Here is an 18,768-nt window from a genome sequence, read left to right on the forward strand (position 1 = left end):
CAGCAGAAGCAGGGACCACCGATAATCGCCGTTTACCGACCACCGCACAGCCGCTGTTCAGGGCCATAGCACAGTGGACTGAATCAACAGGAATAACCGGTACCGGCAACCACCGCAACAACATAAACTCCGACCGTGCGCGCCCAACACAAGTTGACACTGAACGAACTCGATGGCGACTGGGGCCCGCCACCGCCGGACACCACCCGGCTGGTCAGGACCACGCACCAGTTGCGCACCGTCCCGGTGGGCGAGCTGGACGACGAGGCGCTGCGCCTGCTCGTCCTGCAGAAGATCAGCCTGCGAATCCTGCTGCCCCACGCCCTCACCCTGCTCGAGGCGGACCCCTTGCTGGCGGGCCACCTGTACCTGGGCGCGCTGCTCGACGCCGTGCTCCTGGTCCCGGCCGAGCACTGGAGCAGCTACCCCGAGCAGCGCGCCCGCCTGGAGCGGATCGTCGACACCGACCTCCCGGCGGAGGTCCAACCCGCCCTGGCCGCGTTCCTGGCACCCGGGGAAGCGCCGAAAACCCAGGTCAGGGATGCTGGTGGTGGTCGAGCCAGGAGGAAATCGGATGAGCCCAGTTATCGCGGTGACCGGCGCAACAGGAAATATCGGCGGTAGGGTCGCCCGCCTGCTCAGCGACAAGGGCGCCACCCTGCGCCTGCTCGCGCGGGACCCGAGCGTCCTACCGAGCCTGCCCGGCGCCACCAACGTCCAGGGCGCTGAGTACGCCAACGGGCCCGCGCTCCAGGCAGCCCTGACGGGTGCCGACACGCTCCTCCTGGTGTCCGCGCGCGAGGCGGCCAACCGCGTCCACGAGCACACCACGGCCATCGACGCCGCGGTCGCCGCCGGGGTCGGCAGGATCGTCTACACGTCGTTCCTCGGGGCCGCGCCGGACTGCACCTTCACCTTCGGCCAGGACCACTGGCACACCGAGCAGCACCTCAAGGCCACCGGCGTGCCGTTCGTGGTGCTGCGCGACAGCATGTACGCCTCCGGGGTCCCGGCCATGGCAGGCGCGGGCGGCGTCATCCAGGGGCCCGCGGGCGACGGCAGGGTCAGCGTCGTCTCGCTCGACGACGTGGCCGCGGTGGCCGCCGGGGTGCTGCTCGACCCCGCGCACGACGGCCAGGTGCTCGACGTGACCGGCCCGGAGGCCATCACCTTCGCCGAGGGCGCCCGGATCCTCACCGACATCACCGGCCGCGAGGTCCGGTACGTCGAGGAGACCGAGGACGAGGCATACGCCTCCCGCGCCCACTACAACGCGCCGGAGTTCGAGGTGGCGGGTTGGGTGACCTCTTATACCGCCATCGCCGCCGGTGAACTGGCCACTGTTTCCGACACCGTCGAGCGGGTCACCGGGCGCCCCGCGCAGACCCTCGTCGAATTCCTGCGCGCGAACCCGGACAGCTACGCGCACCTGCTGAAGTGAGCACGACGGAATAAGCCCCGCGGTCCCCACCGCCGTTATCGTCGACAGGTACGGACCTGCGAGCGGATGGGGTGGACATGACCGTCACCGAGGTGCCGGACCGGGCGACCGACCGTCCACACCGGATCGCGCTGCTGGTCTTCATGGTGGTGGTCGTCGCGCACTGGGTCGAGCACCTGGCCCAGGCCGCGCAGATCTACGTGTTCGGCTGGTCCTCGGCGCAGGCGCGCGGCGTGCTCGGGCTGCCGTTCCCGAAGCTGATCTCCTCGGAGTGGCTGCACTACGGGTACGCGCTGGTCATGCTGATCGGCCTGTTCGTGCTGCGCAAGGGGTTCAGCGGGCGCGCCAGGCAGTGGTGGGACCTCGCGCTGGTGCTGCAGTTCTGGCACCACATCGAGCACCTGCTGCTGTTCGTGCAGGCGCAGAGCGGGTGGCGGCTCGGTGGGGCGGCGGTGCCGACCAGCATCGTGCAGCTCATCGTGCCCCGGGTGGAGCTGCACCTGTTCTACAACACCATCATCACCATCCCGATGGTGATCGCGGTCGTGCTGCACCAGCGGGCGCGAGCAGCGGCGGCGTGAGGCTCGCGGGACTGCTCGCCGCCCTGTTCTGCTGGGTGGTCCTGGCCGCTCCCCCGGCCGCGGCGCACGTCGACGTCCTCGGCTCCTCCCCCGCCGACGGCACCCGGCTCACGACGCCACCCACCCAGGTGAGCATCCGGCTCTCGGAGAACGTGGGTGTCCAGAAGGACGCGCTGCGGGTCGTGGACGTGCACGGCGAGGTGGTCAGCGAGGGCAGGGTCACCCAGGGCGCGACCGCCGAGGAACTGACGATCCGGCTCAAGCCCGACCTCCCCGACGGCACCTACCTGGTGCACTACGCGGTCGTGTCCGCCGACTCGCACCCGGTCCGGGGTGGGTTCGCGTTCGTGGTCGGCGACGGACCGCTGATGAACGCCGGTGGCGCTGTCTCCGACGCGGACGGCACCGACACCGCGGTCGACGTCCTCACCCGCGTGGTGCGGTGGATCGGGTATGGCGGTGTGCCACTCGCGGGCGGGTTGGTCTTCCTGCTGTGTTGCCGACCGACCCGAGACAGCGTCGGGCAAGGCGCCGTCCGCGCCGGGTGCGTAGTGATCGCGGTGACCGGGGTGCTCGCATTGGGCCTAGAGGGCGCATACGTCACCGGAGCCGGATTGTCCCGTGTCTTCGCCCCGGACTTGCTCGCGAACACGCTGGAGTCCGCCTACGGCAAACTGCTCGTCCTCCGCGTCATCGCCGCGGTAGTGCTGATGGTGATCGCGCGCCGCATGCTGCGCGCCGACGCGGGTCACGAGAAGCCCGCGCACACCAACACCGCCATCATCGCCGGGTTCGTGGTCCTGCTCAGTTCGGCCGCCGCCGGGCACGCCATCACCACGAAGGTCATGTTCGTGTCGCTGCTCGCGGACCTGTCGCACTACGGCGCGATGGCCGTCTGGATCGGCGGTGTGGTGCAACTGGCGCTACTCGCCAGGCATGAGGACCTCGCGGTCGGGTTGACCCGGTTCTCGCCGATCGCCAAGGTGTCCGTCGCGGTCATCGTGCTCAGCGGCGTGCCCATGACGGCCTCGTACCTCGGTTCCGTGCAGGCACTGTGGAGCAGTACGTACGGTTTGCTGTTGCTGGGTAAGACAGCCGGGTTCGTGATCCTGCTCGCGTTGGCCGACCGCTGCCGGGTGGCGGTACGCGAGGGACTCGCGGGTGGCACGACCTTGGTCGGGGTCCGCACCGAGACGCTGCGCCGCGTGTTGGTCACCGAGGTGGTCATCGCCGTGGCGGTGCTCGGGATCGCCGCGGTCGTCGCCACCACCGGAACCCCCGGCTAGATTCACCTTTCAGGGCGAAGGCACCCACCCGCCCGCGGTGCTAACGTCGACAGCGGTCGGCCGCTCACCCCGCCGACGGACAGTCCACTGTGGAAGTCCCCATCCCCGAACTCCCGGTGCGAACCCTTCACGACCAAGGGGCGGTCTTGGACGAACTGGCGGTGCGCGCCGTCGAGCGGGCGATCGAGGACATGCGCGGGCGGCTCGCCCAGTCGCTCACGGTCGAGGACATGGCCAGGGTCGCGCTGTTCAGCAAGTTCCACTTCAGCCGGGTGTTCCACCGCCACACCGGTGTCTCCCCCGCGCGGTTCCTGTCCACGCTGCGCTTCGCCGAGGCGAAACGGCTGCTGGCGACCACGACCCTCAACATCGCCGACATCAGCGCCAGGGTCGGCTACCGCAGTCCGGGCACGTTCAGCGCCCGGTTCAAGACCCGCGTCGGGGCGTCCCCGACCCAGTACCGCCAGTCCGCGAGAGGACACCGATGACCGAGCGCGTGCCGATGGTGCCCGAGACCGAGGCGACCGGCCGGGTCGCCGCACTCTACGAGCGGGTGCGCGCCGCGACCGGCCTGCCGTTCGTGCCGGACGTGTTCCGGTTGGCCTCCAGCACACCCAACCTGTTGGAGGTCGTGGTCGGCGGCTACACCAACGTCTTCGCCGACAGCGCGCTGTCGCGCGACACCAAGGAACTCGTCGCCGCGTGGACCTCCCGGCTCAACGACTGCGGCTACTGCACCGCCGCGCACAGTTGGTTCCTGCAACAGTTCGGCGGCTCGGCGGAACTGGCGGACGCGATCACCTCCAGCACCCGGATCGAGGACCTCCCGGTCGACGAGCGGACGGCCGCGCTGTTGCGGTTGACCGAGAAGGTCACCACCGGAGTGCCCGATGTGGACACCGAGTGGACGGAGGCGGCCCGCGGGTGGTCCCAGGAGGAACTCCTGGAGGCCGTGTTCTGCGCCGCCCTGTTCGCGTTCATCAACCGGCTGGTCACCACCCTGGGCCTGGCCGCGCCCACCCCGGAACCGGCGCCGTAGCGGGACACGGCGCCGGCTCGCGGGCGGTTCAGCTCAGAAGATCAGTTCACACACCGAGTTCGGCCGCGGCCAGCTCCGTGCCCCGCACCCGGGCGGCGACCTTGGCGAAGGCGACCTCCCGGGAGGTGGACACGTCGTCGGCGAACGGCGAGAACCCGCAGTCGTCGCAGGTGCCCAGCCGCTCGACCGGGATGTGCCTGGCGGCGGTGAGCACCCGGTCGCGGACCTCCTCGGGCGTCTCCACCCTCGGGTCGATCGGGTCGATCACGCCGACGAACACGAACTGGTCCGGCCGCGAGTGCTCGGCCACCACCGACAGCACCCGCTCCGGGTCGGGCTCGCTGGCCAGCTGCAGGTAGAAGCGCCCGGCGTTGAGCCGGAACAGGTGCGGCAGCAGGTCGGCGTAGTCGACGTCGAGGCTGTGCACCGAGTCCTGGTCGCCGCCGGGGCAGGTGTGCACGCCGATGCGGGCGCGCTCGACGTCGGTGAACCGGTCGAGCACCTGGTTGTTGAGCGCCACGAACGACTCCAGCAGCCCGCCGGAGGGGTCGAGCTTGAGGGAGAGCCTGCCCTCGGTGAAGTCGAGCTGCACGGAGTCGGCCCCGGCGTCGAGGCTGGTGCGGATGTCGGCCTCGGCGGCGTCGACCAGGTCAGCGAGGAACTGCTCCCTGGGGTAGCCGTCGATGCCGTCGGCCGGGTAGATCAGGCTCAGCGCGGACGGCGCGATGACGGCCTGCTTCACCGGCACGGTCGCGTGCTTGCGGGCCGCTTCCAGGTAAGAGACCGCGTTGGCGCCATAGCGGAACGGACCCCCGGTGAGCACGGGCAGGGTGCGGGTGTGGCCGTCGGCGAACGGGATGACCGCGCCGTTGGGGTCGAGCGCGGTGATGCCCTGCAACGGGTAGCTGACGAAGCTGGGCTTGGCCTGCTCCCCGTCGGTCACCACGGGTGATCCGGCCGCCGCCAGCGCGTGGATGGTGTCGGCGACCGCGTCATCGACCGCCACGGCCAGTCCGGCGTCGTCCAGGGTCCCCGCGGTGTGCGCGTCGAAGGCGTCCAGCAGGGTCTTGGGGCGCGGGATGCTGCCGATCAGCTCGGTCGGGATGGGCATGGGCTTCCTCTCGGGTTCGTACGGGGTGGTGCCGGTGGGGTTCGGGGGTTACAAGCCCGCGGTGAGCGCCGTGGTGAGGTCGTCGGCGAGGTCGGTGGGGTCCTCGATGCCGATGGAGAGCCGGACCAGGTCGTCGGTGATCCCGGCGGCGACGCGCACCTCGACCGGGATGGGGCGGTGCGTCATCAGGGCGGGGCACTCGATGAGCGAGCGGACCCCGCCGAGGCTGACCGCGCACGCGAACAGGTCGGTCCCGGCGAGCAGCTTCTCCACCTGGCCCGCGTAGCGGAAGCTGATGATCGACCCCGGCGCGCTCAACTGCCGGGCGGCGATCTCGTGGCCGGGGTGCGTGGGCAGCCCCGGGTACAGCACCTCGGTGACCCCGGGGGCGTCGAGCAGCAGGTCGACGAGGGTCTGCGCGGTGCGGACCTGGCGCTCGACCCGCACGGACAGCGTCTTCACGCCCCGGTGCACCAGGAAGCAGTCCATGCCGCTGGGCACGTTGCCCGCGAGGGTGCGGTGGTCGGTGAACGCCCGGTGCAGCGCGGGGTCGTCGCACACCAGGGCGCCACCGAGCACGTCGGAGTGCCCGGCGACGAACTTGGTGGTGCTGTGCAGGCTGACGTCGGCGCCCCAGCGCAGCGGCTGTTGCAGCGCTGGACTGGCGAAGGTGTTGTCCACCACCACCAGCGCGCCCCTGGCGTGCGCGAGCCGGGACACCGCGGCGATGTCGATGACCTTGAGCAGCGGGTTGGTCGGGGTCTCCAGCCAGACCATGGCGACGTCGTCGGCGAGCGCTGCGGCGGCGAGGTCCTGGTCGGACAGGTCGACCTGGTCGACGAGGACGCCGAACCGGCGCAGGCCGGTGATCAGCGCGTGCGTGCCGCCGTAGACGTCGTCGCAGCACACCAGCCGCTGCCCTGGCGAGAGCAGCGACAGCGCGGTGGTGGCGGCCGCCTGGCCGGAGGAGAACACGGCGCAGTGCGCGGCGCCCTCGACCTCGGCCAGGCACCGCTCCAGCGCCGCCATGGTCGGGTTCTCGCCGCGGGAGTAGAAGTGCGTCGGCGGGTCCTGGGCGAACCGGTCGTAGGTGGTGGCCACGTGGATCGGCGGCACGACCGAGCCGTGCGGACCGTCCACCTCGTGTCCACTGTGGACGACCCGGGTGGCGAACCGCATCAGACGAACCGCTCGGTCGGGTGCTCCGCGGTCCAGAACCCGGGCGCGACGGTGCGCAGCGCGTCGCGCACCACCTCGACCTCGGCCTCGGTGTTGTAGACGCCGAAGGAGAGCCGCACGGTGCCGACCACGTCGAAGGTGTCGACGAAGGTGTTGGCGCAGTGCACACCGCTGCGCACCGCGACCCCGTGCGCGTCGAGGTGGCCGCCGACGTCGTAGGGGTGGATGCCGTCGACCACGATGGACACGATGCCGCTCGGGTCGGCCGCGGGGTCGCCGACGACGCGGACCCGCGGGATGTCGGACACCGCGGCCACGGCGGCGTTGACGAGGGCGGCGTCGTGGGCGCGGATGGCGTCCCAGCCGAGATCGGCCAGGTAGTCGAAGGCGGCGGCGAGCCCGACGGCACCGGCGATGTGCGGGGTGCCCGCCTCCAGCCGCGCGGGAACCGGCACGTACCGGACCCGTTCGGTGGTGCTGATCCCCTTCACCGTGCCGCCGCCGACCTGGTACGGCTCCAGGGTGCCCAGCAGCGCGCGGCGGCCGTAGAGGACACCGATCCCCATCGGGCCGTACATCTTGTGCCCGGAGAAGACGTAGCAGTCGGCGTCGAGGTCGCGCACGTCGACCTGGCGGTGCGGCACGGCCTGCGCGCCGTCGACGACGACGGGGATGCCCAGCTCGTGGGCGCGGGCGACCATGTCCCGCACCGGGTTGACGGTGCCGAGCACGTTGGACACGTGCGTCACCGCCGCCAGCCGGACCCGCGGGCCCAGCGCGGCGGCGAACACCGCGGCGGGCACCGAGCCGTGCTCGTCGGCGGGCACGACCACCAGTTCCGCGCCGACCGACTCGCACAACCGGCGCCACGGCAACAGGTTCGAGTTGTGCTCCATGCCGGTGACCACGACCTGGTCGCCCGCGCCGACGAGGTCGCGGCCGAGGGTGTCGGCGAGCAGGTTGACCGCGGCGGTGGTGCCGGGCACGAACACCACCTCGTCGGGGTGCTCGGCGTTGATCGCGCGGGCGACGGTGGCGCGGGCCTGTTCGTAGACGTCGGTGGCGAGGTGGCTGAGCTGGTAATAGCCGCGGCCGACGTTGGCGTTGGCGTTCGTGTAGTGCGCGGTGATCGCCTCGAGCACGCGCAGCGGTTTCTGCGCGGTTGCCGCGTTGTCCAGGTACACCAGTGCCCGCCCACCCACCCGCGTGCCCAGGATGGGGAAATCGGCGCGGACCGATTCCCCCGGGGTCGCGCGACCGCGCGGCGCGGTGTCCAGCAGGTCGACCATGCGCTCTCCCGTCTCACCTCGGATCGGCCGCGCCCGGACCGTGTGCGGGCGTGCCGGTACCACCGGACCGGTCTCGTGCCCACCAGCCCGCCGTGCACCAAAGGAGGAAACGACCACGCTGGTCGCCGTCGCGGAGCTTACCACCGAAGGCAGGAGCGAGATACCCGCGCGCTCCCACAAAGGACTCCCGGCGAAACATGCTACAAACGGGGGAAAGGCCAGGTCTTCCCTTGACACGGGACCGCGCGGGCGGGGCAAGATCGAGCGCGGCTCACTATGTATTCCGTAAGTATGTTCTCCCGCTGCCGGGCAGTTGTGGCGAGCCAGAGATGAGAACACCATGAGCACTCAGCACGGTTCTCCCGACCGGCCCGGTGTCGTCGACGCGCCCCGGCGGGGCCGGGGGTTGGCGCCGCGGCTGCCGCTGGGCATGGCCGACTTCACCCGCCGGGGGTTCCGGGTGGACCGGCCGCAGCCGCGCGAGCACCTGGAGCGGCACGCGAAGTCGTTCCTCACCGGCTACAACCTCGCCGCCGCGCACTGGCCGCACGTGCGGGCCGCGGTCGACACGATGCCCGCCGAGGAGCGCGGGTTCGCCCACGAGGGCACCGCGATGTACGCGGGGCAGCGCGATGTGTTCACCCGGGGCCGCTCGGTGGCCGCGCTGCTGGCCGAGTCCGGCGCCGACTACCCGCACCTGATCCACGTCGGGGCCGGGTGGGCGCTGGCGGTGAGCGGGTTGCCGTTGCCGGTCCGGCTGACCGACACCCCGCTGCTGCGGTGGCTGGCCTACGACGGCGCCGGGTTCGCCGAGGTGTTCTTCGGCGGCCGCCGAGCGTTGCGCCGCCGGGCCGAGCGGGCGGGCGCCGACCCGCTGCGGCTGATCCGGCTCGCCGGGTCCGGCCGGGCGCTGTGGTTCATGACCGCGGGCGACCCGGACGACATCCAGCAGGTCATCGCCGAGGCACCGGCCGCGGCCAGACCCGCGCTGTGGAGCGGGGTCGGGCTGGCCAGCGCCTACGCGGGCGGGGTGCCACCCGCCGAGTTGGATACCCTGCGCGCGCACTCGGGCGCGCACGTCGGGCACCTGGTGCAGGGCGTCGTGTTCGGCGCGACCGCGCGCACCAGATCCGGCATCGTCCCGGCGCACACCGCGCTGGCCTGCGAGCGGATCGCGGGCACCACCCCCGACACCGCGGCCGAGTGGGCCGCCAGGGCCGCCGCCGACCTGGGCGAGCGCGCCGACGTCACCGCCTACCTGCGGTGGCGCGAGGGCGTGCGGGCGCTCGGCGCCTGACGCCGCCCCGGCACACACCACCCGGGACACCCGGGAACACCCCCATCCGACATGTCCGGCCGCGCGGCTTGCCAGCGCGCGGCCGATCGCGAGAGGTTGCCATGCCGTCCGGAAGCATCCGGCGCTCGTCGAGCGCCGTCGTCGCGGTCGCGCTGTGCGTGGCCGCGGGGCTGGTCACCGCGTTGCCGGAGACCAGCCAGGCCGAGCAGGACACCGTGGCGGCCCGGTTCGGGTTCCGCCAGGTGCCGGTCAACACCACCCCGGCGGGCGCGCGGTACGTGCGGCCGGTGCAGCCCGGCCTGGTGGGGATCCAGTCGTGGATCTCGGCCGTGGGCGCCGCCGTCGCGCTGACCGACCTGCGGGGACTCGGCCGCCCCGCCGACCTGTGCCTGGTGGACCCGCGCGACGACACCGTGCGGATCAGCCCGGTGCCCGAGGCCGGTGGCGCCCAGTACCCGGCGTTCGAACTGAAGCCGCAGCGGTGGGACGCGACGATGGCGCCGATGGGTTGCGTGCCCGCGGACATCAACGCCGACGGCGCGGTCGACATCATCGTCTACTACTGGGGCCGCTCGCCGGTGTTGTTCCTCAACCAGGCCACGCCGGGCCAACCGCCGTCCGCGGCGCTGCTGCCCGGCGCCGAACTGGTCGAGCCGATGCAGGTGTGGAACACGACCGCGCTCAACGTCGGCGACCTCGACGGGTCCGGCGACCTGGACATCGTGGTCGGCAACTACTTCCCCGACGGCGCCAAGGTCCTCGACCCGAACGCCACCGGCGACGCCAGGATGCGGATGCAGGACGGCATGGGCGACGCGGCCAACGCCGGGCCGAGCCGGGTGCTGCTGACCACGCCGACCGGGGTGCGGGGCGCCAAGCCCACGATCACCGACGTCAGCGCGGACGTCCCGGCCGAGGCGCTGCGCGGTTGGACGCTGGCGGTCGGCATGCAGGACCTCACCGGCGACGGGCTGCCATCGCTGTACCTGGCCAACGACTTCGGCCCGGACACGTTGCTGGTCAACAACTCCACGCCGGGCCGGGTGTCGTTCACCCCGGTCAAGGGCGCCAGGGACATGGTCACGCCGAAGTCGGAGGTGCTCGGCCGGGACTCGTTCAAGGGCATGGGCGTCACGTTCACCTACTCCTCGGGCACCGGGCTGCCGGACATCGCGGTCAGCAACATCACCGAGACCTACGCCTTGCAGGAGAGCAACATGCTGTTCGTCCCGGATGGGACGGTCGAGGATCTTCGCGCGGGCACGGCCCCTTACACCGAGCACAGCCAACGTCGAGGTGTCGCGCGTAGTGGCTGGTCGTGGGACATCAAGGCGGGCGACTTCGACAACGACGGCACCGACGAACTGACCCAGGCCACCGGATTCGTCCTCGGTGACCCCGGTAAGGACCGTTGGGCGCTGCTACAAGAGTTGGCCATGGGCAACGCGGAGCTGTTGAAGTACCCGGTGTCCTGGCCCAACTTCGGCCCTGGCGACGACCTGTCCGGCGCCCGCGACGCGAACAAGTTCTGGGTCGACGGCCCCGACGAGCGCTACCTCGACCTGGCCGGACAGCTGAAGATGACCCAGCAGGCACCTTCACGCGGGTTCGCGCTCGGCGACGTCAACGGCGACGGGTTGCTGGACATGGTCGTGGCCAACCAGTTCGCCGACTCGATGCTGCTGCTCAACACCGCGACCGGCGCGCCACCTGCCGCCGAGGTCGAACTCGTCGCCCCCGGCGGTACCGGGACCAGGCCCGCGATCGGCGCCCAGGTCGAGGTACCCGCGACCAAAGGGGTGCCCGCGCAGAAGACACAGCTCTACCCGGCCAACGGACACGCGGGCGCCTCAGGTGCTCAGCTGCATCTCGCGCTACCTCGCGGCGGTTCGGCCGACGCGACAGTCACCTGGCGGGACGCCGCGGGCCTTCACCGCGCGCCGTTGCGCCTGTCCGCGGGACACCACCGGTTCGAGCTCAAGCCCAACGGAGAGGTCGCGGCGCGATGACCACCGAGGCAACCAAGTCCACCCAGGTCCACCCGAACGGCATCACCGCGCTCCCGACCGCGCAGACCGCACCCGAGACGGCCGCGCCTGCGGTTGCAGAGGCCGCGCCTGAGGTCGCCCCGGTGAAGCGCAAGCGCGACCCGCGAGTGCTGGCGCTGCAACGGTTCGCCATGTCGATCTCGGCGTTCACCATCCTCGGGCACGTGTTCTTCGGGTTCGAGCAGGCGCCGATCACCCCCATCGTCTGCCTGCTGGTCGGGTACGCCAGCGCGATCGGTTTCGAGACCCTCGACGCGTGGGCGTATGAACGGCAACCGGAGTACGCGGGCGGCGCGCGCGCCCTGGGCGTGTTCCTACTACCAGCCCATATCGGCGCGTTGGCGTGCGCGATGCTCCTCTATGGAAACTCCTCGCTCTGGCCCTACCTGTTCGCGGTTGTCGTGGGCAACGCCAGCAAGTACGTGGTGCGGTTGCGGATCAAGGGCAGGCTGCGGCACGTCCTCAACCCGTCGAACACCGGCATCGCCGTCACGCTCGTGGTGTTCGACTGGGTCGGTATCTCCCCGCCGTACCACTTCACCAACTGGCTGCACGGGACGCTGTCCTGGTTGATCCCGCTGGGCATCCTGATGCTGGGCACCATGCTCAACGCCGGGCTGACCAAGAAGATCCCGCTGATCGCCGCGTGGGTCGGCGGGTTCGTGCTCCAGGCGCTGGTGCGGTGGCTGGTGCTCGACCACGCCCTGGTCGGCGCGCTGCTGCCGATGACGGGGGTGGCGTTCATCCTGTTCACCAACTACATGATCACCGACCCCGGGTCCACGCCGACCGCCCGGCGCGGGCAGGTGGTCTTCGGGCTCACCGCCGCCGCGATCTACGGGGTGCTGGTGTCGCTGGGCATCGTGTTCGGCCTGTTCTTCGCGCTGGTGATCACCTGCCTGCTGCGCGGCGGCGTGCTGCTGGTGGCCAGGGCGCGGGGGCGGGTGCCCGCGTGAGCAGACCGGGGGTCGCGATCGTCGGGATGGCCTGCCACTACCCCGAGGCCCACGACCCGGACCAGCTCTGGCAGGCAGTGCTCACCGGCCGCCGGGCGTTCCGCCGCATCCCGGCCGCCCGGCTGTCGCCCGCCTACCTCGGCGAGCGCGACGACCCGGACCGCACTTACGTGACGCACGCCGGGGTGTTGCGGGACTGGGAGTTCGACCGGTCCGCGTTCCGGGTGCCGGTGGGGGTGCACCGGGCGGTCGACCACACGCACTGGTTGGCGTTGCAGACCGCCGCCGAGGCGTTGGCCGACGCCGGCGTGCCCGACGCGGAGACGCTGCCGCGCGACGAGGTGGGTGTGGTGCTGGGCAATTCGCTCGGCGGGGAGTTCAGCCGGGCCGCGCAGCTGCGCACCCGGTGGCCGTTCGTGGCGCGGGCGGCGGGCGCGGCGCTGCGCAAGGGCGCGGTGGCCGACGAGGTGGCCGCGGTGGTGCTGGCCGAGCTGGAGGCCGAGGTCAAGGGCCGGTTCCCGGCGCCGACCGACGAGACCCTGGCCGGTGCGCTGGCGAACACGATCGCGGGCCGGGTCGGTAACCACTTCGACCTGCGCGGCGGCGGGTACACCGTGGACGGGGCGTGTTCGTCGAGCCTGCTGGCGGTGATCCACGCCGCGCGCGCGGTGGCCGCCGGTGAGCTGCGGTTCGCGTTGGCGGGCGGGGTCGACCTGAGCATCGACCCGCTGGAGCTGGTCGGGTTCGCTCGCGTGGGTGTGCTCGGGGTGGACGAGATGCGGGTCTACGACGCCGACCCGACCGGGTTCCTGCCCGGCGAGGGCTGCGGCGTGCTGCTGCTGACCACTGTGGACGAGGCGCGACTGCGCGGGATGCCGGTGTACGCCGAGCTGCTCGGGTGGGGGATCTCCGCCGACGGCGCTGGCGGGCTGACCAGGCCGTCGGTGGCCGGGCAGCGGCGGGCGATGGACCTGGCGTACCGGATGGCCGGGGTGGAACCGTCCGCTGTGGACCTGGTGGAGGGGCACGGCACGGGGACCGCGGTGGGTGACGAGGCCGAGCTGTTGGCGCTGTCGGGGTTGCGCGGGGCCGGTGCGCCGAAGGCGGCGTTGGGGTCGGTGAAGGCGAACATCGGGCACACCAAGGCCGCGGCGGGCGCGGCCGGGTTGATCAAGGCCGTCCTGGCCGTGCGGGCCGGGGTGCTGCCGCCGACCACGGGCTGCGTCGATCCGCACCCGGTGCTGCACTCTCCTGACACCCCCCTGCGCGCGCTGGCCGCCCCTGAGACGTGGGACCGGTCGACGCGGCTGGCGTCGGTGTCGGCGTTGGGGTTCGGCGGCATCAACTCCCACGTCGTCGTCGGGTCGACACGTCCGGCCGCGGACGTGGTGGCGCCGGTGGTGGCCGCGCCCCGGTACGACATCGTGCTGATGGCGGCCGGGACGGCGGCGGAGTTGGCGGAGGTGCTGGCCTCGCGCGCGGACTGGTTCGCCGGGTTGAGCGACGCCGAGCTGCATGACGTCGCCGCGAGCAGTCGCGCGGACGGGCCGGTGCGGTGCGCGTTGGTCGCGTCCCGGCCTGCCGAACTGGGTGCCGCCGCGGTGGCGGCCGCGGCGAGGTTGACCGCGTGGGATGGGACGCTCACGGTCGCCGCGAAGGCCGGATTCGTCCTCGCTCAGGGCGCGCCTCCCGCGGTCGGTTTGGTCTTTCCCGGTCAGGCAGCCCCGGTTCGGGCAGAGCTACCCGCGTGGGCCGCGAACCTGGACGTGCCAGCGCTACCTGTGGCCGTGCGCGCTGGGGACACCGATACCGCTGCCGCGCAACCCGCGATCATGCGGCAGTCGCTGGCCGGTCTCGCGTGGCTGGAGCACCTGGGGTGCACCGCCGTCGGCGCGGTCGGCCACAGCCTGGGCGAGATCACCGCGTTGGTCTGGGCGGGAGCTCTAGCCCCTGCCGCCGCGATGGGGCTGGCCGCTGCAAGAGGGCGGTTGATGTCCGAGCATGGCCTGCCCGGTACGTCGATGGCGGCCTTGGACGTTCCCGCTGATCGGCTCGCGGCCATGACCACGGGCACCTCGGTCGTGCTGGCCTGCGACAACAGCCCGCGGCGGACCTCGGTCGCAGGCCCGGCCGCCGAGATCAAGACCGTGCTGGACCGCGCGACCGCGTCGGGCGCGGGCGGGACCACGTTGGCGGTGTCGCACGCCTTCCACAGCGCCGCGATGGCCCCCGTGCGGGAACCGATGCGCGCGACGCTGGCCGGGATCGACTTCCGCCGCCCGTGCCGTCCGGTGATCTCCACCGTCACCGGCGCCTTGCTGGACGACGCGGACCTGCGCGCCGTGCTGGTGGCGCAGCTCACCGAACCGGTCCGCTTCCGCACGGCCGTCACCGACCTCGCGAGCCGGGTCGGGCTGCTGGTGGAGGTCGGCCCCGGCCGCACCCTCAGCGGCCTGGTCGCCGACTGCGCCCCGCACGTCCCGGTCGTCACGCTCGACTGCGGCGGATCGGGCCGCCCGCACGCCGTCGCCACCGCCGCCCTGGTCGCGGCAGGGGTGGCCGACCCGGCGCCGTGGTTCGCGGGCCGCTCCGACCGGTACCTGCCGCCCGGCACGCCCATGTCGTTCCTGCGCAACCCGTGCGAGGCCGACGGCGACCTCGAGCCCGTGTCCGCCAAGCGGGAGCCGGTGGTGGTGGCGACCGCGGACACCGGAGGCGACCCGCTGCTGGTCCTGCGGACCCGGCTGGCCGACGAGTGCGAGTTGGCGCTCTCGGGCATCACCGGGGAGACGTCGCTGTCGCGGGACCTGCACCTGAGCTCGTTGCGGATCGTCACGCTCATCACCCAGGTCGCCGCCGACCTGGGCCGCAAGACCCCCCGGGCGTTCCCGGCCTTCGCCGACGCGACCGTGGGCGAGGCGGCCGAAGTGCTGGCGGAGCTGGACCTCGCCGACACCCATACCGAGACCGGGGTGCGCGGGGTGGACACCTGGGTCCGGCCGTTCACGCACCGCTGGGTGCCGGGTGTCGCGCGCCGCGCCGCGAGTGGGGTCGAATGGTCGTCCCAGTCGACATGGCTCGGGTCGCAGGCCGGCTCGCCAGGTCGGACTGGATTCGTCGCGCATCTGGCCGACGACGCCGGCATCGATGAGGTCGCGGCGCTGCTCAGAGAGATCGGGGAGCGGCAGCCTGCGGTGGTGGTCGTTGTTCACCACGGTCACCCCGCTGCGGCGGCGGTGGCACGCAGTGCGCAGGTAGAGCTACCTGACGTCGCTACGACCGTCGTCCAGGTTCCGGCCGGGACGACCTCGCTGGATCCCACGTGGGTCGCGGGCAGTGGGCACCAAGAGCTGCGGGTCGGTTCGGACGGCTCCGTCGAGCACCTGACCACGGCCTTGTTCCACTCGGACGACCTCGGCGGCCTGCCGATCTGGGCGGGCGAGGTCTGCGTGGTGACCGGCGGCGTCACCGGGATCACGGCGCACACCGCGATCGAGCTGGCCCAGCGGACCGGGTGCGTGCTGCTGTTCACCGGGCGCAGGCCCGCCACCGATCCCGGTGTCGTCGATGGTCTCGCCGCCGCGCGCAGGCAGGTCGACGCGCACTACCACCCCGCTGACATCACCGACCCGCGCGCGACCGAGGGGACGATGGCCGCGGCCCGGGCCCTGGGGCCGTTGCGGGCGGTGCTGCATGGTGCGGCGGTCAACGAACCCCGCGTGATGTCGGCTGTAGAGAGCACCACACTGCGCCGTGCCGTGTCACCGAAGGTCGACGGTCTGCGCAACCTGCTCGACGCGGCGGGTGATGAGCTGCGACTGGTGGTGGCCTACGGGTCGATCATCGGCAGGACGGGTCTTACCGGGCAGGCCGAGTACTGCGTGGCCAACGAGTGGCTGCGGCACGCGCTCACCGAGTGGGCAGCCGCGCACCCGGGGTGTCGCGCGCACTGCGTCGAGTGGTCGTTGTGGTCCGGTGTGGGGATGGGGGCCCGCATGGGGGTCGTGGACGGCCTGGCTGCCCGGGGTGTCGTGCCGATCACCCCGGCCTCCGGTACGGCCGCGCTGCTCGACCTCTTGGGGCAGCCGGACGCTCCTACGACTGTCATGCTCAGCGGCCGCTTCCCCGACACGGCGACGTTGGCCCTATCGCACCCGGATGTTCCGCTGCTGAGGTTCTTGGAAGACACGCGAACCGTCACCCCGGGGGTGGAGGTCGTCGCGGACACAGTGCTGACCTCTCGCGATGATCCCTACCTGGCCGAGCACAGCATCGACGGGGTGTCCGTCCTACCGGCGGTGATGGGCTTGGAGGCGGTCGCTCAGACCGTGCAGGCCACCACGGGCTCACGCGACGGGTGGACCTTCCGAGACCTGGAGCTTCCCGCACCCATCACCGGTGGCGACGGTAGGAAGGTACGGATCGCGACCCTCGCCGCCGGCGACCAGGTGCGTGCGAGGGTCAGTGACGACAGTGACCGCTTCGACCTCGCGCGCCTGTCCGTGACAGTCGCACCCGCCTCTGCACCGCCGGCCGCGGAGCCCTGCGGGACTCCCCCAGCTCGTAGTGCGCCGCATCCCTACTACGGCCCGCTGTTCTTCCACACAGGACGATTCGAGCGCCTTCTCCGGTACGACTACCTCTCCGCCTTCGAGGTAGGGGCCTGGATAGACACATCTGGCACCGACTGGTTCGCCAGTGTGCACGCCCAACAGTTGCTCTTGGGGGATCCCGGGTTGCTCGACGCCAGCATTCACGTGCTGCTCGCCTGTCTACCGCACCGCACAGTGCTCCCGGTTGGCGCTGACGCGATCACGGTGTGGCGCAAGCACAACGGACCGGCCTACGTCCGCGCGCGGGAACTCGCCCACACGGCCGACGAGTTCACCTTCACCGTGGACGTCATCACTCCCGACGGGGACTACATCGCCCGCTGGGACGGACTGCACCTGCGCGCGGTCGGCACCCGCGAGTGGTCGACGCCCATCCCGGCACCGCTCGTGGGCCCGCTGTTGAGCAGGCGGCTCATCGAGTGCGGTGTCGCCGACCGCCTGGAAGTCCGCTCCCACCTGGCAGACGGCCAGGTCGAGTTGGACGCTCCCGTGTGGACGGCGATCGCCGGACCCGGCGAGCCGGATCACCTGTCGAGCACGCTGCAGGACAAGACCGGCGAGAACACCGAGCACTCCACGGCCCGGTCCCGAGCCATCCAGCGGGCACTGGCGCGAGCGGGCCTGACCGCCGACCCGGCCATCCTGTCCGTCGACGGCACCTGCGTCACCCTCCGCGCTGACGACCACTTCCGCGTCGCCAGCCTGCTCGTCGACGGCCACGCCCTCGCCGCGGTCGTCCCGTGACCCGCGCCTACACCTACCGCCACCGCGTGACCTTCGACGAGACCAACCTCGTCGGCAACGTCTACTTCACCCACTACCTGCACTGGCAAGGCCACTGCCGCGAACACTTCCTCGCCGACCACGCCCCCACCGCCCTCGACGCCCTCCGCGACGGCGACCTGGCCCTGGTGACGGTGTCGTGCGGGATGAACTTCTACACCGAGTGCTTCGCCTTCGACGAGATCGAGGTATCGATGCGCCTGGCCACCCGCGGCGGCAACCGCATCACCATGGACTTCGACTACACCCGCGACGGCGAGACCATCGCCACCGGGACCCAAACAGTGGCCTGCATGCGCAGGACCGAAGGGGGAATGGAACCGGTCCACCCCCCCGACGACCTCCGCGCCGCCCTGGACGACTACAGCTAGGGCGCGAGGTTGCCGCGCAGCCGCCCCGCGTAGCCGTTCTCGGCGTACCAGTCGCCGCGGCCGGTGGGGAGGAGGTCGAGGATGTGCCACACCGGGCTGAGCTGGTCGAAGCCGCCCTCGGCGTCGTCCATGAAGTTGGCTCGTTGGGTGTAGAAGTGGCGGACGCGGGTGCCTTCCCTGCGGAAGACGCTGGCCATGGGGAGTTGGTCGCCGGTGTCGGTCTCGGCGCCGACGTCGGTGTTGAAGGTGGTGGCGTGGCTGGACAGGAAGCGGATGCCGTCCCAGCCGCGGCGGTTGGCCCAGCGGCGGATCTCGGGCACGGGGGCCTTGGCGATCACGGCGAACGCGGCGTGGCGCAGGATGTGCCGGGACACGCCGTGGAAGCCGTCGACCCACAGCGAGCACATCGGGCAGACCTGCTCCTCGCCCGGGTGGAACATCATGTGGTAGACGAACAGCGTGTCGTGGTCGCCGAACAGGTCGAGCAGCGTGGTCTTGGTCAGCGGCTCGGTCAGGCCAAGATCGAGCGGGCCCTCCTCGAACTCGTAGTCGTCGAGCAGCGGTCCCTGGGGCATGTCGCGGCGTAGTGCGGCCAGGCGGTGGACCTCCGCGTGCAGCGCGTGCTCGGCGCGGTCCAACTCGACCCGCGCGGCGACGTACTCCTCGCTGGCCCCTTTCGGCCACATCGTGACCGAGTGCTCGGTGCTCACTGTGGTTCTCCCTGTGCTCATCGCCGGTTCCCCTCGTGATCGCCGGCGAGTCTATCGGCACCGG

Annotated in this window: 14 protein-coding genes and 1 pseudogene; 11 read left to right on the forward strand and 4 right to left on the reverse strand. The window is 71.7% G+C overall.

Going from position 1 to position 18,768, the window contains the following annotated elements; all coding sequences use genetic code 11:
- The first annotated feature begins 135 nt into the window (after nucleotides 1-135).
- The 6 genes and pseudogenes from CLV68_RS20565 to CLV68_RS20590 all read left to right on the forward strand — a co-directional run bounded on the left by CLV68_RS20565 (nucleotide 136) and on the right by CLV68_RS20590 (nucleotide 4,347).
- The gene (locus CLV68_RS20565; RefSeq protein WP_121392544.1) at nucleotides 136-624 is read left to right on the forward strand and encodes a contact-dependent growth inhibition system immunity protein; all 489 of its coding nucleotides are present in this window, start codon (nucleotides 136-138) and stop codon (nucleotides 622-624) included.
- Nucleotides 575-1,441, forward strand: coding sequence for an SDR family oxidoreductase (locus CLV68_RS20570; RefSeq protein WP_121392545.1), 867 nt, complete (start codon nucleotides 575-577; stop codon nucleotides 1,439-1,441). The genes CLV68_RS20565 and CLV68_RS20570 overlap by 50 nt, the downstream gene beginning before the upstream one ends.
- Nucleotides 1,442-1,518: 77 nt before the next feature.
- Nucleotides 1,519-2,022, forward strand: a complete 504-nt coding sequence (locus tag CLV68_RS20575; RefSeq protein ID WP_121392546.1) for a hypothetical protein — start codon at nucleotides 1,519-1,521, stop codon at nucleotides 2,020-2,022.
- On the forward strand, nucleotides 2,019-3,308 hold the full coding sequence (locus tag CLV68_RS20580; RefSeq protein ID WP_121392547.1) for a copper resistance CopC/CopD family protein: 1,290 nt from the start codon (nucleotides 2,019-2,021) through the stop codon (nucleotides 3,306-3,308). The genes CLV68_RS20575 and CLV68_RS20580 overlap by 4 nt, the downstream gene beginning before the upstream one ends.
- Before the next feature lie 191 nt (nucleotides 3,309-3,499).
- Nucleotides 3,500-3,775: pseudogene (locus CLV68_RS20585) on the forward strand (helix-turn-helix domain-containing protein); the annotation flags it as partial.
- Between the two features lie 17 nt (nucleotides 3,776-3,792).
- A complete protein-coding gene (locus tag CLV68_RS20590; protein WP_121392548.1) occupies nucleotides 3,793-4,347 on the forward strand; it encodes a carboxymuconolactone decarboxylase family protein in 555 nt (184 codons plus the stop codon).
- Between the two features lie 46 nt (nucleotides 4,348-4,393).
- Here the strand turns inward: CLV68_RS20590 and CLV68_RS20595 are convergent, their stop codons facing one another.
- The 3 genes from CLV68_RS20595 to CLV68_RS20605 are packed head-to-tail and all read right to left on the reverse strand — an operon-like array spanning nucleotide 4,394 to nucleotide 7,926.
- Nucleotides 4,394-5,458, reverse strand: a complete 1,065-nt coding sequence (locus CLV68_RS20595; protein ID WP_121392549.1) for a cobalamin-independent methionine synthase II family protein — start codon at nucleotides 5,456-5,458, stop codon at nucleotides 4,394-4,396.
- A gap of 48 nt (nucleotides 5,459-5,506) precedes the next feature.
- Entirely contained in the window at nucleotides 5,507-6,637 is a 1,131-nt protein-coding gene (locus CLV68_RS20600) for a trans-sulfuration enzyme family protein (protein WP_121392550.1), read from the reverse strand.
- Nucleotides 6,637-7,926, reverse strand: a complete 1,290-nt coding sequence (locus CLV68_RS20605) for an aminotransferase class V-fold PLP-dependent enzyme (RefSeq protein ID WP_121392551.1) — start codon at nucleotides 7,924-7,926, stop codon at nucleotides 6,637-6,639. The genes CLV68_RS20600 and CLV68_RS20605 overlap by 1 nt, the downstream gene beginning before the upstream one ends.
- A gap of 340 nt (nucleotides 7,927-8,266) precedes the next feature.
- On the opposite strand from CLV68_RS20605, the gene CLV68_RS20610 reads away from it, so the two are divergent.
- The 5 genes from CLV68_RS20610 to CLV68_RS20630 all read left to right on the forward strand — a co-directional run bounded on the left by CLV68_RS20610 (nucleotide 8,267) and on the right by CLV68_RS20630 (nucleotide 17,994).
- Nucleotides 8,267-9,223 (forward strand): DUF1702 family protein, encoded by a 957-nt coding sequence (locus CLV68_RS20610; protein WP_121392552.1) that lies wholly within the window; start codon nucleotides 8,267-8,269, stop codon nucleotides 9,221-9,223.
- Between the two features lie 101 nt (nucleotides 9,224-9,324).
- Nucleotides 9,325-11,232 carry an FG-GAP repeat domain-containing protein gene (locus CLV68_RS20615; RefSeq protein ID WP_121392553.1) on the forward strand — a complete coding sequence of 636 codons (1,908 nt, stop codon included), beginning with the start codon at nucleotides 9,325-9,327 and terminating at the stop codon, nucleotides 11,230-11,232.
- On the forward strand, nucleotides 11,229-12,227 hold the full coding sequence (locus tag CLV68_RS20620; RefSeq protein ID WP_211346700.1) for an enediyne biosynthesis protein UnbU: 999 nt from the start codon (nucleotides 11,229-11,231) through the stop codon (nucleotides 12,225-12,227). Before CLV68_RS20615 ends, CLV68_RS20620 begins: the two co-directional genes overlap by 4 nt.
- Nucleotides 12,224-17,584, forward strand: a complete 5,361-nt coding sequence (locus CLV68_RS20625) for a type I polyketide synthase (RefSeq protein WP_121392554.1) — start codon at nucleotides 12,224-12,226, stop codon at nucleotides 17,582-17,584. Before CLV68_RS20620 ends, CLV68_RS20625 begins: the two co-directional genes overlap by 4 nt.
- Nucleotides 17,581-17,994: an acyl-CoA thioesterase gene (locus tag CLV68_RS20630; protein ID WP_121392555.1), complete on the forward strand. Its 414-nt coding sequence runs from the start codon at nucleotides 17,581-17,583 to the stop codon at nucleotides 17,992-17,994. Before CLV68_RS20625 ends, CLV68_RS20630 begins: the two co-directional genes overlap by 4 nt.
- Here the strand turns inward: CLV68_RS20630 and CLV68_RS20635 are convergent.
- Nucleotides 17,991-18,725 (reverse strand): DUF899 family protein, encoded by a 735-nt coding sequence (locus tag CLV68_RS20635; RefSeq protein ID WP_211346701.1) that lies wholly within the window; start codon nucleotides 18,723-18,725, stop codon nucleotides 17,991-17,993. The two genes, CLV68_RS20630 and CLV68_RS20635, sit on opposite strands and share 4 nt — an antisense overlap.
- Nucleotides 18,726-18,768: the final 43 nt, after the last annotated feature.

The sequence above is a fragment of the Actinokineospora cianjurensis genome (genome assembly GCF_003663795.1).
Taxonomy (GTDB): Bacteria; Actinomycetota; Actinomycetes; order Mycobacteriales; family Pseudonocardiaceae; genus Actinokineospora; species Actinokineospora terrae.

Excerpts from the sequence above, each read along its gene's own strand:
- CLV68_RS20575 (WP_121392546.1), top strand. The coding sequence starts at position 1,519 with ATGACCGTCACCGAGGTGCCGGACCGGGCGACCGACCGTCCACACCGG.
- CLV68_RS20605 (WP_121392551.1), bottom strand. The coding sequence starts at position 7,926 with ATGGTCGACCTGCTGGACACCGCGCCGCGCGGTCGCGCGACCCCGGGG.
- CLV68_RS20595 (WP_121392549.1), bottom strand. The coding sequence starts at position 5,458 with ATGCCCATCCCGACCGAGCTGATCGGCAGCATCCCGCGCCCCAAGACC.
- CLV68_RS20610 (WP_121392552.1), top strand. The coding sequence starts at position 8,267 with ATGAGCACTCAGCACGGTTCTCCCGACCGGCCCGGTGTCGTCGACGCG.
- CLV68_RS20615 (WP_121392553.1), top strand. The coding sequence starts at position 9,325 with ATGCCGTCCGGAAGCATCCGGCGCTCGTCGAGCGCCGTCGTCGCGGTC.
- CLV68_RS20570 (WP_121392545.1), top strand. The coding sequence starts at position 575 with ATGAGCCCAGTTATCGCGGTGACCGGCGCAACAGGAAATATCGGCGGT.
- CLV68_RS20635 (WP_211346701.1), bottom strand. The coding sequence starts at position 18,725 with ATGAGCACAGGGAGAACCACAGTGAGCACCGAGCACTCGGTCACGATG.
- CLV68_RS20590 (WP_121392548.1), top strand. The coding sequence starts at position 3,793 with ATGACCGAGCGCGTGCCGATGGTGCCCGAGACCGAGGCGACCGGCCGG.
- CLV68_RS20600 (WP_121392550.1), bottom strand. The coding sequence starts at position 6,637 with ATGCGGTTCGCCACCCGGGTCGTCCACAGTGGACACGAGGTGGACGGT.
- CLV68_RS20620 (WP_211346700.1), top strand. The coding sequence starts at position 11,229 with ATGACCACCGAGGCAACCAAGTCCACCCAGGTCCACCCGAACGGCATC.